The organism is Stutzerimonas tianxiuensis (assembly GCF_053470365.1).
The window spans coordinates 140,944-156,073 of record NZ_JBPVWS010000009.1 but is presented as its reverse complement, the minus strand read 5'-3'; the positions used below and the strand labels follow the sequence as shown (position 1 = coordinate 156,073).

The 15,130-nt window shown below is 61.0% G+C and carries 14 protein-coding genes; 7 read left to right on the top strand and 7 right to left on the bottom strand.

All coding sequences use genetic code 11. The features are described from left to right. Positions 1-37: 37 nt before the first annotated feature. The 3 genes from ACSSNI_RS13405 to der all read left to right on the top strand — a co-directional run bounded on the left by ACSSNI_RS13405 (position 38) and on the right by der (position 3,417). Positions 38-679, top strand: coding sequence for a YfgM family protein (locus ACSSNI_RS13405; protein ID WP_200639006.1), 642 nt, complete (start codon positions 38-40; stop codon positions 677-679). A gap of 4 nt (positions 680-683) precedes the next feature. Next, positions 684-1,832 (top strand): outer membrane protein assembly factor BamB, encoded by a 1,149-nt coding sequence (bamB, locus tag ACSSNI_RS13400; RefSeq protein WP_148926485.1) that lies wholly within the window; start codon positions 684-686, stop codon positions 1,830-1,832. Between the two features lie 106 nt (positions 1,833-1,938). Continuing rightward, entirely contained in the window at positions 1,939-3,417 is a 1,479-nt protein-coding gene (der, locus tag ACSSNI_RS13395) for a ribosome biogenesis GTPase Der (RefSeq protein ID WP_200639007.1), read from the top strand. 3 nt (positions 3,418-3,420) lie between these two features. Here der and cysE read toward each other — a convergent pair whose 3' ends face one another. Next, on the bottom strand, positions 3,421-4,206 hold the full coding sequence (cysE, locus tag ACSSNI_RS13390) for a serine O-acetyltransferase (protein WP_200639008.1): 786 nt from the start codon (positions 4,204-4,206) through the stop codon (positions 3,421-3,423). Between the two features lie 162 nt (positions 4,207-4,368). Between cysE and ACSSNI_RS13385 the strand changes: the two genes are divergently transcribed. Together ACSSNI_RS13385 and ACSSNI_RS13380 are read left to right on the top strand one after the other, a co-directional pair. Next, entirely contained in the window at positions 4,369-5,517 is a 1,149-nt protein-coding gene (locus ACSSNI_RS13385) for a pyridoxal phosphate-dependent aminotransferase (protein ID WP_200639010.1), read from the top strand. Then, positions 5,505-6,299 carry an amidohydrolase gene (locus ACSSNI_RS13380; protein ID WP_200639011.1) on the top strand — a complete coding sequence of 265 codons (795 nt, stop codon included), beginning with the start codon at positions 5,505-5,507 and terminating at the stop codon, positions 6,297-6,299. Before ACSSNI_RS13385 ends, ACSSNI_RS13380 begins: the two co-directional genes overlap by 13 nt. Before the next feature lie 13 nt (positions 6,300-6,312). Here ACSSNI_RS13380 and ACSSNI_RS13375 read toward each other — a convergent pair whose 3' ends face one another. The 6 genes from ACSSNI_RS13375 to leuA form a co-directional block, all read right to left on the bottom strand. Continuing rightward, complete coding sequence (locus tag ACSSNI_RS13375) at positions 6,313-6,690, bottom strand: DUF2784 domain-containing protein (RefSeq protein ID WP_200639012.1); 378 nt, start codon at positions 6,688-6,690, stop codon at positions 6,313-6,315. Between the two features lie 4 nt (positions 6,691-6,694). Continuing rightward, positions 6,695-7,321, bottom strand: coding sequence for a DUF2238 domain-containing protein (locus ACSSNI_RS13370; protein ID WP_200639013.1), 627 nt, complete (start codon positions 7,319-7,321; stop codon positions 6,695-6,697). A gap of 108 nt (positions 7,322-7,429) precedes the next feature. Further along, a complete protein-coding gene (locus tag ACSSNI_RS13365) occupies positions 7,430-8,161 on the bottom strand; it encodes an endonuclease (RefSeq protein ID WP_159967486.1) in 732 nt (243 codons plus the stop codon). Positions 8,162-8,259: 98 nt separating this feature from the next. Next, positions 8,260-9,117 carry a carboxylate/amino acid/amine transporter gene (locus ACSSNI_RS13360; RefSeq protein ID WP_200639014.1) on the bottom strand — a complete coding sequence of 286 codons (858 nt, stop codon included), beginning with the start codon at positions 9,115-9,117 and terminating at the stop codon, positions 8,260-8,262. 113 nt (positions 9,118-9,230) lie between these two features. Continuing rightward, positions 9,231-10,289, bottom strand: coding sequence for an NAD(P)-dependent alcohol dehydrogenase (locus tag ACSSNI_RS13355; RefSeq protein WP_234484545.1), 1,059 nt, complete (start codon positions 10,287-10,289; stop codon positions 9,231-9,233). A gap of 222 nt (positions 10,290-10,511) precedes the next feature. Further along, positions 10,512-12,182 (bottom strand): 2-isopropylmalate synthase, encoded by a 1,671-nt coding sequence (gene leuA / locus ACSSNI_RS13350; RefSeq protein ID WP_200639015.1) that lies wholly within the window; start codon positions 12,180-12,182, stop codon positions 10,512-10,514. Between the two features lie 298 nt (positions 12,183-12,480). Between leuA and ACSSNI_RS13345 the strand changes: the two genes are divergently transcribed. Together ACSSNI_RS13345 and ACSSNI_RS13340 are read left to right on the top strand one after the other, a co-directional pair. Beyond that, the gene (locus ACSSNI_RS13345; protein ID WP_200639016.1) at positions 12,481-12,879 is read left to right on the top strand and encodes a DUF2946 family protein; all 399 of its coding nucleotides are present in this window, start codon (positions 12,481-12,483) and stop codon (positions 12,877-12,879) included. Between the two features lie 54 nt (positions 12,880-12,933). After that, positions 12,934-15,123: a TonB-dependent copper receptor gene (locus tag ACSSNI_RS13340; protein WP_200639017.1), complete on the top strand. Its 2,190-nt coding sequence runs from the start codon at positions 12,934-12,936 to the stop codon at positions 15,121-15,123. Positions 15,124-15,130: the final 7 nt, after the last annotated feature.

Below are 15,130 nucleotides of genomic sequence, written 5' to 3'. Positions count from 1 at the left end.
GGTCAGGTCTGATTTAAGCGAATGAAGGAGTGACAGTGTGACCTCGGGTACCGAAGAAGAACAGCTGGCGCAAATCAAGGAATGGTGGCAGCAAAACGGCAAGCCATTGCTGTTTGGGGGTGCGCTTGCTCTGGTGCTGGTATTCGGCTGGCAGTTCTGGCAGAAGCACCAGCTCAATGAGGCGCATAGTGCCTCGACGGTCTATCAGCAGTTGCTGAATGCCGCGCTGGAAGAGGGTGGGGCCGATACCGCCGAGGTATCGCGCCTGGGCAATTTGCTACAGAAAGAATTCGCTGGTTCTCACTACGCTCAGTACGGCAGCCTCTTCGTTGCCAAGGTGGCGGTAGAGTCCGGCCGTCTCGACGAGGCTGCAACGGAGCTTCAGGCGGTGCTGGACAAGCCTGCCGACAAGACTCTGGAAGAGCTGGCTCGCCAGCGCATGGCCCGTGTTCTTGCGGCGCAGGATAAGGCTGAGGATGGTCTCGCATTGCTCGACGGCGAAGCTGTCGATGCGTTTGCCGCCAGTCGTGAAGAGTTACGGGGCGATCTGCTGGTTCAGCTGCAACGCCCTGAAGAAGCCCACGCTGCCTATTCCAAAGCAAAAGAACTGCTGTCTCAGGATGCCGCGATCGGTGGCCTGCAGCTGAAACTTGACGATCTGGCTCGTGGAGAGGCGTGAATTGATGCGTTGGAAAACTGCAGCACTGCTGACCCTGGCCGTTCTTGCGGCAGGTTGCAGCAGCAACGACAAGAAAGAACCCGAACCAGCCGAACTGGTCAAGTTTGACGCTGAGATCCAGTTAGAAGAACAGTGGAGCCGGTCTATCGGCGATGGCCAGGGCGAGACCTATAACCTACTGGCCCCCGTTGTCTACGGTAATGAGATATTTGCCGCCGATGTCGAAGGGTTGGTCGTGGCCATGGACCGTACGACCGGTAAGGTCAACTGGAAGAATGACCTCGAAGTGCCGATTTCTGGTGCCGTAGGCGCTGGCTACGGCCTGGTTCTGGTCGGTACGCTGCGTGGTGAAGTGCTGGCTCTGGATGTATCCACTGGTGAAGAGCGCTGGCGTAGCCAGGTGAGCAGCGAGGTGCTCGCCGCCCCCGCCGTCAATGGTGACGTGGTTGTTGTTCAGACCCAGGATGACCGTGTCATCGCGCTTGAGATTGACACCGGCGCACAGCGTTGGAGCTACGAAAGTTCGCCAGCGGTCCTGACCCTGCGCGGTACCGGCTCACCGTTGCTGACCAATGAGCTGGCGATTGCCGGCCTTTCCAGTGGCAAGGTGGTAGCACTGGACACCCGCCGTGGGTTGCCAATCTGGGAGCAGCGGGTCGCCATTCCACAAGGTCGTTCCGAACTTGAGCGCGTCGTCGATATCGATGGCGGGCTGCTGCTTTCAGGCGGCACCCTTTATGTCGCTTCCTTCCAAGGTCGCGCAGCAGCGCTGGATCTGGAGAGTGGTCGGATTCTCTGGCAACGCGATGCCTCGACGGCGACCGGCCTCGCGATGGGGTATGGCAGTGTCTACGTAAGCCAGGCCGACGGCACGGTGCTCGGCATCGATGAGCGATCGACAACCGTACTGTGGAGCAACGATTCGCTGCTGCGTCGGCAGCTGTCCGCTCCGGCGGTTTTCTCCAGCTATGTCGTGGTGGGTGACAAGGAGGGGTATCTACACTTCCTCAGCCAGGTCGATGGGCGTTTCGTCGCGCGCACCCGTATCGACAGCGCCGGGGTGCGAGCCAGACCTGTGGTCGAAGGCGACTGGCTGTATGCCTACGGTAACGACGGAAAGCTTGTCGCGCTGACCATTCGCCAGGCGGATTGACAGCCTCACGTCGTGTACCTTGCTCCGTTCAGGCGGAGCAATAAATATCTGGCCGCTGCCTTGCAGCGGCCTTCGTGTTTTCTGAAATATCGCAGTGGAGAGCCGTATGGTTCCCGTAATCGCCCTGGTGGGCCGCCCGAACGTTGGCAAGTCCACCCTGTTTAACCGTTTGACCAAGAGCCGTGACGCCATCGTGGCGGAATATGCCGGTCTGACCCGTGATCGCCAATATGGCGAGGCCAAGTGGCAGGGTCGCACCTACATCGTCATCGATACCGGTGGTCTGACAGGGGATGAGGAAGGCATCGACGCCAAGATGGCCGAGCAGTCCCTGCAAGCCATGCAGGAGGCCGATGCAGTCATGTTCATGGTCGATGCGCGTGCTGGCATGACGCCTGGCGATCAGATGATTGCCGAACACCTGCGCAAGATGAACAAGCGCCACTTTCTCGTGGCGAACAAGGTCGACAGCATTGATCCCGATATCGCCCGCGCGGAATTCAGTCCGCTGGGTCTTGGTGACGCTCTGCCGATTGCCGCCGCCCATGGCCGCGGGATCAGCCATATGCTGGAGCAAGCGCTCGGCGTGTTCCCCAAGGACAACGCCGAAGTTGCCGAAGGCGAAAGTGAAGAGGGCGAGGCGGTCGCCGAAGGCGAGGAACTGAAGCGCATCCCAGGGCCGAGCGAAAAGGATGGCATCAAGATCGCGATCATCGGCCGGCCCAACGTGGGCAAGTCGACGCTGGTCAACCGCATGCTTGGCGAGGAGCGGGTCATTGTCTATGACCAGGCCGGTACCACCCGCGACAGCATCTACATCCCGTTCGAACGCGACGACGAAAAGTACACCCTGATCGATACGGCTGGTGTGCGTCGCCGCGGCAAGATCTTCGAGGCCGTGGAAAAGTTCTCGGTGGTCAAGACGCTGCAGGCGATCCAGGACTCGAACGTGGTCATCTTCGTCATGGATGCGCGTGAAGGCGTGGTCGAACACGATTTGAATCTGCTTGGTTTCGTGCTGGAAAGCGGCAGAGCGCTGGTCATCGCGCTGAACAAGTGGGACGGCATGGAGCCGAGCGAGCGTGACTATGTGAAGACCGAGCTGGAGCGCCGGTTGTTCTTTGTTGAGTTTGCCGACATCCACTTCATCTCCGCCAAGCATGGCACCGGCGTTGGCAACCTGTACAAGTCGGTGCAGGCTTCGTTCACTTCAGCTGTGACTCGTTGGCCCACCAGCCGTCTGACGCAGATCCTTGAAGACGCGGTTCGCGAGCATGCGCCGCCGATGGTTGCCAGCCGCCGAATCAAGCTTCGTTACGCACACCTGGGCGGTGCCAACCCGCCGCTGATCGTGATCCATGGCAACCAGGTCGACTCGATTCCCAAGTCCTACACCCGTTACTTGGAAAACACTTACCGGCGGGTGCTGAAGCTGGTTGGTACACCCATTCGTATCGAGTATAAGGGTGGCGAAAACCCCTTCGAGGGCAAGAAGAACACCCTGACCGACCGCCAGGTCAACAAGAAACGTCGCCTCATGTCCCACCACAAAAAGGCCGAGAAAAAGCGTCGCGACAAACGCTAGCTTTCAGCCTTCGTCGAACGATTGGTCCATATCCAGGGCCGGTCGTGCATGCCTCGGCTTGCCGACTTGGCGGGCCGGGTTACCGACCACGGTTGTGTGAGGTGCTACGGCTTGCAGCACCACACTGCCAGCGCCGACCTTGGCGCCTTCGCCGATTTCAATATTGCCGAGAATCTTAGCCCCTGCGCCGATCATCACGCCGCTGCGCACCTTGGGGTGACGGTCTCCGCTTTCCTTGCCGGTCCCGCCCAGCGTTACACCTTGCAGAATCGAGACATCATCGCCCACTGCGGCGGTTTCGCCGATGACGATGCCGGTCGCATGGTCGAGCATGATGCCGCTGCCGATCTGGCTGGCCGGGTTTATGTCGACGGCTAGACGTTCGTTGCAGCGAGCCTGGATGAACATCGCCAGCAGGCGCTCACCCTGCAGCAGCAGCTGATGGCCTATGCGGTAGGCCTGCAGGGCCAGAAATCCCTTGGAGAACAGCAGCACTTCCAGCCCGGTGCCAAAGGCCGGGTCTCGGCTGACGATGGCCTGCAAGTCGCACCAGGCCGACTCGGCCAATGCCGGGAACTGCTGGTGAATGCTGGAGAAGCGATCAAACAAGACCGCTTGCTGCTCCTCGCTGTCAGCTAGGGCTTGGCTGACTCGGTGGGCCAAGGCGAAAGCGAAATCAGGCTGATCGAGAATGGCTTCACGAAAAGTGCCGCTCAAGACCGGCTCTGCCTGCACTGCTCGTTCTGCCTGGGTACGCAAGATGTGCCATGGGGAGTCTGCAGGTGACATGCTGGAATTCCTGAGTATCGGATTGAGGTGCCGCGCAGGCGTGTTTGCATCACTGTAGCAGCCGGCGCGGCATGTCCGACGCCCTCGTATCCTGGCGCATTGATCGGCTATTCTGTTTTCCCCTGCCGAAGCCCCTTACGGCGGGCCTGTTGGAAGGCTGTCATGTTGATCAGTAAATTGCCCAATGTCGGCACCACCATTTTCACCACCATGTCGCAACTGGCGGCGCAGACCGGCGCCTTAAACCTGTCGCAGGGCTTCCCCGACTTCGATGGCCCCGATGCGTTGCGTGAGGCAGTTGCCCGGCATGTGATGGCTGGACACAATCAATACGCACCGATGACCGGCCTGCCGGCGTTGCGCGAGCAGGTGGCGATCAAGGTCGGCTCGTTATATGAGCGCCAGGTCAGCGCCGAGGCCGAGGTCACGATCACCCCCGGGGCGACGCAGGCCATTTTTTGTGCGATTCACGCGGTTGTCCGGCCAGGGGATGAAGTAATCGTTTTCGATCCCTGCTACGACAGCTACGAGCCAGCCGTCGAACTCGCCGGCGGGGTGTGCGTTCATCAGTCGCTGAGCTTGCCGGGCTTTTCCATCGATTGGCAGAAGCTCGCCGATGCAATTACCCCACGCACTCGAATGATCGTGTTGAACACGCCGCATAACCCCAGCGGAGCATTGATCGAGAGGGCTGACCTGGATCGTCTGGCGGCCCTGATCCGCGACCGCGATATCTACCTGCTCAGTGATGAGGTCTACGAGCACCTGATATTCGACGGTCGTGAGCACGCCAGTGTATTGCGGCACGATGAACTGTATCAGCGTGCCTTCGTCGTCAGTTCCTTTGGCAAGACCTACCATGTCACCGGCTGGAAGACCGGATACGTGGTGGCGCCAACCGCGCTCAGCAGTGAGCTGCGCAAGGTGCACCAGTACGTCAGCTTTGCCGGCGTCACGCCGTTGCAATGGGCGCTGGCCGATTTCATGGCTGCGCATCCCGAGCACGTATCAGAGCTGCCAGCCTTCTACCAGGCCAAGCGTGATCTGTTCTGCGATCTGCTGGCCGGTTCGCGCTTCAGCTTCACGCGCGCCTCGGGGACCTACTTTCAGCTGGCGGACTATTCTGCGATCCGCCCGGATCTCGGCGATGTCGCCATGGCTGAATGGCTGACCCGTGAACACGGTGTCGCCAGTATTCCGATTTCGGTGTTCTACCAAACGCCTCCTGCAGAATCGCGGCTTGTCCGCTTCTGCTTCGCCAAACGAGAGGAGACGCTGCGTCAAGCAGCAGAACGACTATGCGCGATCTGAACGACTTACCCGATCTTGAACTGGCTCTGATCCAGACGACGCTTGTCTGGCAGGATGCTGACGCCAATCGTGAGCGTTTCATCGGGCTGCTGGATGACGCCCGCGGCGCGGACCTGATCGTCCTGCCGGAAATGTTCACGACCGCTTTTTCGATGAATTCCGCCGAGCTCGCCGAGCCCGAGGAGGGCCCGACCTACTCATGGTTGCGTGAGCAGGCAGCGCGTATCGACGCGGTGATCACCGGTAGTGTGATCATCGAGGCCGCCGATGGCAGCCATCGTAACCGACTGCTCTGGGCTCAGCCGAACGGCGAAATCTTGCATTACGACAAGCGTCACCTGTTCCGCATGGCCGGTGAGCACAAGCACTACACAGCGGGCGAGAAGCAGGCCGTTTTCAAACTCAACGGCTGGCACGTGCGCCCGCTGATCTGCTACGACTTGCGCTTCCCGGTGTGGAGCCGCGATCCGCACGACACCGACCTGCTCCTCTATACCGCCAACTGGCCGGCTGCCCGGCGTAACGCCTGGAATCGCCTATTACCCGCGCGTGCGATCGAGAATCTCTGCTACGTCGCCGCTGTGAATCGGGTGGGCGAAGACGGCAACGGTTATCCCTACAGTGGCGACAGCCAGGTACTGGACTATCTCGGCGATCCGCTGCTCGAAGCCGGTGATGCAGAAGGTTTGTTCCGCACGACGCTTCGCGCGGCTCATTTGGCCAAGTTCCGCAGCAAATTTCCCGCGTACCACGATGGCGACGCTTTCGAACTGAAGCTTTAACCCGGAGTGGAGGTCAGCGCGCTGCTGATCGGTGCCGGCGACGCCACACCAGGCCGCCATAGATGAGTGCGTTTACCACCACCACTATGGCGGCCAGCAGATATTGCACCGGCACGCTCAGCCAGGCGGGGTATATCAGCGGCAACAGATAGTGCTCGATGAAGCCGGCGTCGTACCCCGCAGTTCCGGCCAGGCGGCGCAGCAGGTTTTCCCAATGAGTCAGGGGGCAGGGTCGTCCGCTCAGCTCGACGAAGAGCCCCCAGGCGATTGCTGGAAGGTGCAACAGCAAGAATCCGCGTTTCCAGGCAACCAGCAGGCCGCCCAGCAACACGAAGATGATGAAGGCGAGATGCAGCAGCAGAACTGCATCGGCCCCAAGTCGATAAAGCACCGCGTTACACCGCTGGGCCTGCCCCGCTCAGCCGGCGTATCTGCCGGTTTTGCGGCTGCGCCAGGAGTATGACTGAGAGCATTGCTCCCAGCAGCGCCATAAACATGTCTGACTGGGTATCCCAGGGGTCGCCCTGCGTGCCGAGGAAGTCTTCCGCGCCTTGGCCGGCAAGGAGCGCCACCCACCACTCGATCAGCTCGTAAAAGGCGCTGAACGCCAGAGCGACGCAAACGGCGAGAAAGCCCAGCATTTTTCCGGCTGCGACTATATGGCGGCGCAGCAGAATTTCACGCGTGAGCAGAGCCGGCGTGACGCCCTGAATGAAATGGCCAAGTTTGTCGTACGGATTGCGGCTGAGGTCGAACCAGTCCTGCACCCAGAAACCCGCGGGAACACGCGCATAGGTATAGGCGCCACCAAGAATCAGAACCAGCGCATGGAAGGCGATGACCCCATACAGCAGGCGTGTCAGCGGAAAGCGCGGATAGCTCCAGAGCAGCAAGGGGGCTGCGATCAGCACGGGTGCGACTTCCAGCAGCCAGGTCGCTCGATCGTACGGAGCCATGCCAGAGCTGACGAGTGCCGCCAGCACGACCAATCCGAGCGTCGCATAGAGTGTTCGGTCCTGCATCGATGTCGCCATGGTAACGAGTCGGGCCAACAGCATGCAGTGCGTGGAAGGCCGGGTGCAACTGCGTCGCCGGCAACGCCAGCAAAAGCGCCTCCTGCCCAGACGGCTCTAGCCTGGCCGTCGCAACGTGGTGGTTGAACGGGAAATCGATCTGCTGCAGCGACGCAGGTCAACCGCGCCGACGAAGCGATTGGCATTACCCTGCACACAGGCGACGCTGCGGTTACGCCATTGCTCCCACTCGTTGACCGGGTACTGGCGATTCCATATGTCATACAGGCGGCGATCCTGCTTCGACAACCGCAAGCCGTAGCGCTCGCTCATGTACAGGTAGGTACGGGCAATGGTGCCGCGGGCGTAGGTCGGCGGCATGGCAGTGCGTTGCTTGAAGTTCACCACGAAAGGGCAGGCGCCATACTGGCTGGGTTTTTCGCTCAGCATGCCGAAACCATAGTTGCTGCGGTCACCGTTCACTTCACCGACAACCGGCACCAAGTTGTGCAGATCGGCTTCCGCCTGGCTGAATACCGGGTCGCTGGACGTACAGTGCTTGCGCCCGCCATCCTGCCAGCATTGGCGTTGATGGCCGATCACCCAGGCCGGCACGATGTGTTCCCACTCCACCCTCGCGGCACGCTTGGGTTGCTTGCGCGGTACATAGCCACAGCTGGCCATGTCTATCTGCTTGCCCTTGAAGGCACAGCGGCAATAGAAATCCACCGGTCGCTCGGCGTACATCTGCCAGGCAATCTTTTTAGCTTCGCGAAAGGTGCGTGGCGCGTCGGCGTGGAGCTGAACAGAAAAAAGCAGGGCGAGCAGAAGCAGGCTGTATCGGCGCATGGGGTTCTCGACGACTAACTGAGAATCGCATCCATGCGGGGCGCGCTATCTTACGTAATTGATATATAAATCCATATATAACAATAACTTACATAATGTCATTGGGCCTGCTTGCGACCCAGGCGGTTGATCTGCAGCGAGGCCAGAATGATCAGTCCTCCGACCGTCAGCAGTACAAGGTTGGTCTGCGTGCCCCAGAACAACAGATTGAGAACCAGCCCCACCGGCACCGCCATGTTGTTCATCACCGCGAGAGTGCCGGCATCGACCAGGGTGGCGCCCTTGTTCCAGCAGAATTGCCCGAGTGCCGTCGCCAGCACGCCCATCCACACCAGTACGCCCCACTGCGCAGTGGTGGTCGGCAGCTTGTCCGGGTTGCCGAACAGCAGCCAGGCCGGCAGCACGACGATCAGCGCGCCAATGAAGAAGTAGCCGAAGCGACGGTGGGGTGGGATATCAGACGGGTAGCGCTGCGCCAGATGCTTGTAGCCGACCTGGCCCGCGGCAAAGGTGAAGTTGGCCAACTGCATCAACAGGAAGCCACCGAGAAAGTCATTGGAGACGCCGTCATAGCGAATCAGTCCGGCACCCAATACCGCTACGGCCGCGGCGACCAGAGCCCAGGGGTTGAAACGACGGTTCAGTGCATCGTCGATCAATGTCACGTGGAGCGGCGTCAGTACCGTGAACAGCAGCACTTCCGCCACCGTCAACACGTTGAAACTCAGATACAGGCAGAGGTAGGTGACGCCGAACTGCAGCGCGCCGACCAATGTTACGCCGCCGATGAAGCCCGGTGCCACGCCGCGCCAGCGGGTCAGCGGGAGGAATACCACGCCTGCCAGCAACACGCGTGTCAGCACAGCGAAGTAGCTGTCCACCTGGCCAGCGAGGTAGGCACCGATCAGGTTGAAGGAAAACGCCCAGAGCAGGGTGACGAAAATCAGGTAGCGCATGCCGACTCCTCAGAAGGTCGGCGACCTTAGCGGCTCGGCGGCAAAGAGGGAAGGCCCGGTTTGAGCCGCGTTGGTCATGGGCACGCCTGGACCCGGCGCGCCCATGCTGTGGCTTACGCCGACTTGAGCGAGGCCATGTCGATGACGAAACGGTATTTCACGTCGCTCTTGAGCATGCGCTCGTAGGCCTCGTTGATGGTCTGGATATCGATCATCTCGATGTCCGACACGATGTTGTGTTCAGCGCAGAAGTCGAGCATCTCCTGGGTCTCGGCAATGCCGCCGATCAGCGAGCCGGCAATGCGGCGACGCTTGAAGATCAGGCCGAACACGCTGGGCGAAGGATGCGGCGAGGCGGGGGCGCCTACCAGGGTCATGGTTGCGTCACGCTTGAGCAGCGCTACGAAGGCGTCGAGGTTGTGCGGCGCGGCGACTGTGTTGAGGATGAAGTCGAAGCTGTTCAGATGCGCGGCCATCTCGTCCCGGTTCTTCGACACCACCACTTCGCTGGCACCGAGGCGCAGCGCGTCTTCCTTCTTGTCCGGCGAGGTGGTGAACAGCACCACGTGCGCCCCCATGGCATTGGCGATCTTCACCGCCATGTGACCAAGGCCACCGAGGCCGACCACGCCAACCTTCTGGCCGGGTCCGACCTTCCACTGGCGCAGCGGCGAATATGTTGTGATCCCGGCGCACAGCAGTGGCGCGACGGCCGCCAGGTTGGTTTCGTCGTGTGAGATGCGCAGGACGAAATGCTGGTCCACCACGATGTTGTCCGAGTAGCCACCCAGGGTGTTCTCACCACCGCCGAACGCCGGACCGTTGTAGGTGCCGGTGAAGCCGTTCTCACAGTATTGCTCCAGCCCTTCGCCGCAGGACGAACACGTCCGACAACTGTCGACCAGGCAACCAACGCCGGCCATATCGCCGACCTTGAAGCGGCTGACCGCCTCACCAACGGCTGTTACCCGCCCAACGATCTCGTGGCCCGGGACGGAAGGGTAGAGCGTGTTGTTCCATTCGTTGCGTGCGGTATGCAGGTCCGAGTGGCAGACGCCGCAGTAGAGAATGTCGATCTTTACATCGTTCGGTCCGACGTCGCGGCGGGTGAAGGAATAGGGTGCGAGCGGCGTGCTCGGATCCTGGGCGGCATAACCGATGGCATTGCTCATGGCGACTCCTGAGGCTGATTGTCTGGACGAAACGCCCATCCTAGTACCAGAGGCCGTGAAGCGGTTGCACGATTCTGCTGATGAATGATGCGTTCCTGCAGGAAGCAGGGGGGGCGAGAAGCCATGGAGTGGAGGGAGCGGCGCCCAGGGGGGTGGTTTGTGCTCAATGCTTCCGCTGGTGGTGCGGGGACGGCGAGCCCGGTCCGGGCTCGCCGTGTAGCCTCAGGCGGCTTTGGATGTTGCTTCGCGCAAGGCTCTGTTCAGGGCACTGAACAGCGCACGGATGCTTGCGGTGGTGATGTTCTCGTCAATCCCGATGCCGTGCAGCGGGCGTTCGCCGTCCAGACGAACCTCGATATAAGCTGCTGCGCGTGCATTGCTGCCAGCGCCGATCGAGTGCTCGTGGTAATCCATGATCTCCAGCTTGACCGGCAAGCCAGCAACCAGCGCCTCCAGCGGGCCCTTGCCGATGCCGCGCCAGTGCATGATCTCGCCTTCGGTGGCGACCTCCACGTCGACGGCGCTGGTGCCGTTCTCTTCCTGCAAGCGGTGGCTCTTCAGCGCATACGGCGCCGTAGCCTGCAGGTATTCGCTTTCGAGCAGCGCGTAGATCTGCTTGGCGCTCATTTCCAGGCCGAGACGATCAGTTTCGCGCTGCACCACCTGGCTGAACTCGATCTGCATGCGGCGCGGCAGACTGATGCCGTACTCCTGTTCCAGCAAGTAGGTGATGCCGCCCTTGCCGGACTGGCTGTTGACGCGAATCACCGCCTCGTAACTGCGGCCGATGTCGGCCGGGTCGATCGGCAGGTAGGGCACTTCCCAGACCCCGTTCGGATCCTGCTGGCTGAAGCCCTTGCGGATCGCGTCCTGGTGCGAGCCGGAGAAGGCGGTATGGACCAGATCGCCGACATAGGGATGGCGCGGATGGACCGGCAGTTGGTTGCACTCTTCGACTACCTTGCGCAATGCGTCGATGTCGGAGAAGTCCAGCTGCGGATCAACGCCCTGGCTGTACATGTTCAGCGCAACGGTGACCAGATCGACGTTGCCGGTGCGCTCGCCGTTGCCGAACAGGCAGCCCTCGACGCGATCCGCTCCGGCCATCAGGCCCAGCTCGGTGGCGGCCACGCCCGTGCCGCGGTCGTTGTGGGTGTGCAGGCTGATCAGCACGCTGTCGCGCTTGTTGATCTTGCGGCCGAAATATTCGATCTGATCGGCATAGATGTTCGGCGTCGCGGCCTCGACGGTGGCGGGCAGGTTGAGGATCAGCTTTTTCGTTGGCGTCGGCTGAAACACCTCGATGACCGCGTTGCACACTTCGACGGCGAAGTCGGTCTCGGTGGAACTGAACACCTCCGGCGAATATTCGAAGCGCCAGTCGGTCTCCGGCGCGGCATCGGCCAGGCGCTTGACCACCTGCGCGGCGTTGACGGCGATGTTGATTACACCGGCCTTGTCCTGGTTGAAGACGATGCGACGGAAGCTCGGCGCGGTTGCGTTGTAGTAGTGGACGATGGCCTGCTTGGCGCCCTTGAGCGACTCGAAGGTGCGAGTGATGAGGTCTTCGCGGGCCTGAGTCAGCACCTGGATAGTGACGTCATTCGGAATGTGTCCACCCTGTATCAGCTCGCGAACGAAATCGAAGTCGGTCTGCGATGCGGAGGGAAAGCCCACTTCAATTTCCTTCAGGCCGACCTGAACCAGCGTCTTGAAGAAGCGCATCTTCTTGCCCGCGTCCATCGGCTCGATCAGCGATTGGTTGCCGTCGCGCAGGTCGGAGCTCAGCCAGATCGGCGCCTGGGTAATGGTCTGCGAGGGCCAGGTACGGTCAGGCAGGTTGATCACCGGAAAGGCGCGGTATTTGTTTGAAGGATCTTTGAGCATTGTCATGGCGATTTCCTTGAGCAGCTCCCCAAAGCGCGGCGCAAATCAGGGAGGGCAGAGCAGGTCGATGCGGTTCTATGGTTCCGAATGTAGGGCTCGTGCGTATTGGATTGCAACTCTCTCCGATAAAATGGTGAAAAACACTAATAAATGACTATTTGAGGGAGATATATTTCGACTCGTTAAAGTAATTGACGGTCGATTGCGCAACGAAATTGCGGCCCCGTGTCGCAGTCACCCTTGGCCTTGCAGCATGCGATCATCCGGCCACGACGAGCAGTAGCCGCTCCACAGCAGGATTTTCGTGAGACGCAAAGGACATTTCACAGCGGATCTCTGGCTTGGCCTTTTTGCCATGTTGATGATTCATGTGGGTCCGCTCTATTCAGCTTCGCAGCTTGAGCCTGCCCAGTCCGCTACAGCGGCATCAGTCGCCCACCAGCATCATCACCAGGCACAGGGCCATGCGCCAAAGGCGCATACAACTTCGGGCTCGGTTGGCCAGCCGGCCTGGCTCGCCTCGCTTGACCTCTGTGGTTACTGTGAGCTGCTGACGCTGAGTCCGCCACTGGTGCTGTCCTTCGCGCCGGCCCTGCCTTATTTTTCGCCTTCTTTTGCACGGCTGAGTGCGCAACCGCCACTGCCGGCCATGCCGCGCCTTACTGGCGGGTATGCGCGGGCACCACCAGTACTCCACGGCTGATTTCCGAGCCGCCAGCGCGCGGTTTCTCCTACATTTCAGAAGTGGAAGATCCTTATGTCCAGAATCACCCCTGCACGGGCGGTAACCTCACGCCTGCCCGGCAACTTTTCTCTGCGTCCGTTGCGCCTGCGCTGGCACTTGGCGCACGTCGCGCTGCTTAGCGCTGTCGCAGCCCAGAGCATGGCCGCCGAGGCGGACCCCAGGTCGCCGATCCAGCTCACTCCCATGGTCGTCACCGGGGTGGCGCAGCAGTCCCCGCTGACGGTGGTCACCGATCCGAAGATCCCCCGTCAGCCGATGCCGGCCAGCGACGGCGCCGATTACCTGAAAACCATTCCGGGGTTCTCGGCGGTGCGCAACGGCGGGGTGAACGGTGATCCCGTTTTCCGAGGGATGTTCGGCTCGCGCCTGAAACTGCTCAGTAATGGCGGCGAGATGCTGGGTGCCTGCCCGAATCGCATGGACTCGCCGAGCTCCTATATCAGTCCGGACACGTTCGACAAGCTGACGGTCATCAAAGGGCCGCAGACCGTGCTCTGGGGGCCAGGCGCTTCGGCCGCTACGGTGCTTTTCGAGCGTGAACCGGAGCAGTTCAGCGAGCCGGATTACCGCCTCAACGCCAGTTTGCTGACGGGATCCAATGGCCGCTTCGACCGCAACCTCGATGCCGCTGTGGGTAGCACACAGGGCTACGCGCGGCTGATGGCCAACAGCTCGCAGGCTGATGACTACGCGGACGGCAACGGCGATACAGTGCCGTCGCGCTATGACAAGTGGAACACCGACATCGCGCTAGGCTGGGTGCCGGATGCGGATACCTTGGTCGAGCTGACTGCTGGCCGCGGAGACGGCTTCGCCCGCTATGCTGGACGAGGCATGGACGGCAGCCAGTTTCAACGTGAAAGCCTCGGATTGCGCTTCGAGAAGACCAGTATCGGCGAGACCTTCTACGGGCTGGAGGCGCAGGTTTATTACAACTACGCCGATCACATCATGGACAACTACAGCCTGCGCGACTTCGTCCCGACAATGATGATGACAAAGCCGACCCTGTCGCGGGTCGACAGGCGCACGCTCGGTGGACGCCTGGTCGGCACCTGGCAATGGACCGACGTCGAGGTGAAGGCCGGCATTGATGCGCAGCGCAGTGAACATCGCAAGGTCATGAGTCCGACCGGTGCGGTCAATCAGATGGTAGCGGCGGCGGATAGCGACTCGCTGCCCTGGGTGCCGGATGCCGTCCTGCACAGTTACGGCCTGTTCGGCGAGCTGACCTGGCAGCTCAGCGAGCGCGAGAAAGTCATCAGCGGTCTGCGCCTGGATCTGCACGAAGCGACCGATGAGCGTGCGTTCTTCAACAGCCATCACCCGACGCTGAAAAACATGATGGGCATGCCGGTCAGTCAGGATTGGACCAATCCCAGCGCCGGAGACACTCGGCGTGACACGCTTTACAGCGGCTTCATGCGCTACGAAAAAGAAATCTCCGGGATGCCGGTGACTGGATATGCCGGCCTCGGCCGTGCCGAGCGGTTCCCCGATTACTGGGAACTGTTCGTCTCCAACCCAGGGCCGGTCGGCACGGTACAGCCGTTCGACTCGGTTCGGCCGGAGAAGACCACGCAGGTTGATGTCGGACTGCAGTACGCCAAGGGCCCGCTGCAAGCGTGGGTTTCCGCGTACGCCGGTCTGGTCGAAGACTACATTCTGTTCAGCTATGTGCCTGGGGTGATGCCCGGCATGCTTCGCGCCGAGGTGAGCAACATTGACGCCACCATCGCCGGTGGCGAGCTGGGCGCAAGCTACCGCTTCAATCGCAACTGGAAAGGCGACGCAAGTCTGGCCTACGCCTGGGGCAAGAACCGCAGCGATGACCGTGCCATGCCGCAGATTCCGCCGCTGGAAGGGCGTCTCGGGCTGACTTATGAACGTGAAAACTGGAGCACCAGCGGGCTCTGGCGAGTAGTCGCTTCACAGGGGCGGGTCGCTGAAAATCAGGGCACCGTGGTTGGCAAGGACTTCGACGAGAGTGCCGGCTTCGGTGTGCTGGCGGTCAACGGTGCTTATCGTTTGGACCAGCATTTCAAGCTCAGCGCCGGTGTCGACAATCTGCTGGACAAAGCCTACAGCGAGCATCTCAACCTGGCTGGCAGCGCAGGCTTCCCCGACTACGGGCTTGACGCTACCCGTCGCGTCAATGAGCCGGGCCGCACCTATTGGGCGCGGGTCGACATCAGCTTCTGACGGCTCT

What these genes read in the sequence shown, in the direction of transcription:
- ACSSNI_RS13340 (WP_200639017.1), top strand. Translation starts at nt 12,934, where the DNA reads ATGTCCAGAATCACCCCTGCACGGGCGGTAACCTCACGCCTGCCCGGC.
- ACSSNI_RS13355 (WP_234484545.1), bottom strand. Translation starts at nt 10,289, where the DNA reads ATGAGCAATGCCATCGGTTATGCCGCCCAGGATCCGAGCACGCCGCTC.
- ACSSNI_RS13380 (WP_200639011.1), top strand. Translation starts at nt 5,505, where the DNA reads ATGCGCGATCTGAACGACTTACCCGATCTTGAACTGGCTCTGATCCAG.
- ACSSNI_RS13385 (WP_200639010.1), top strand. Translation starts at nt 4,369, where the DNA reads ATGTTGATCAGTAAATTGCCCAATGTCGGCACCACCATTTTCACCACC.
- cysE (WP_200639008.1), bottom strand. Translation starts at nt 4,206, where the DNA reads ATGTCACCTGCAGACTCCCCATGGCACATCTTGCGTACCCAGGCAGAA.
- der (WP_200639007.1), top strand. Translation starts at nt 1,939, where the DNA reads ATGGTTCCCGTAATCGCCCTGGTGGGCCGCCCGAACGTTGGCAAGTCC.
- ACSSNI_RS13370 (WP_200639013.1), bottom strand. Translation starts at nt 7,321, where the DNA reads ATGCAGGACCGAACACTCTATGCGACGCTCGGATTGGTCGTGCTGGCG.
- bamB (WP_148926485.1), top strand. Translation starts at nt 684, where the DNA reads ATGCGTTGGAAAACTGCAGCACTGCTGACCCTGGCCGTTCTTGCGGCA.
- ACSSNI_RS13360 (WP_200639014.1), bottom strand. Translation starts at nt 9,117, where the DNA reads ATGCGCTACCTGATTTTCGTCACCCTGCTCTGGGCGTTTTCCTTCAAC.
- ACSSNI_RS13365 (WP_159967486.1), bottom strand. Translation starts at nt 8,161, where the DNA reads ATGCGCCGATACAGCCTGCTTCTGCTCGCCCTGCTTTTTTCTGTTCAG.
- leuA (WP_200639015.1), bottom strand. Translation starts at nt 12,182, where the DNA reads ATGACAATGCTCAAAGATCCTTCAAACAAATACCGCGCCTTTCCGGTG.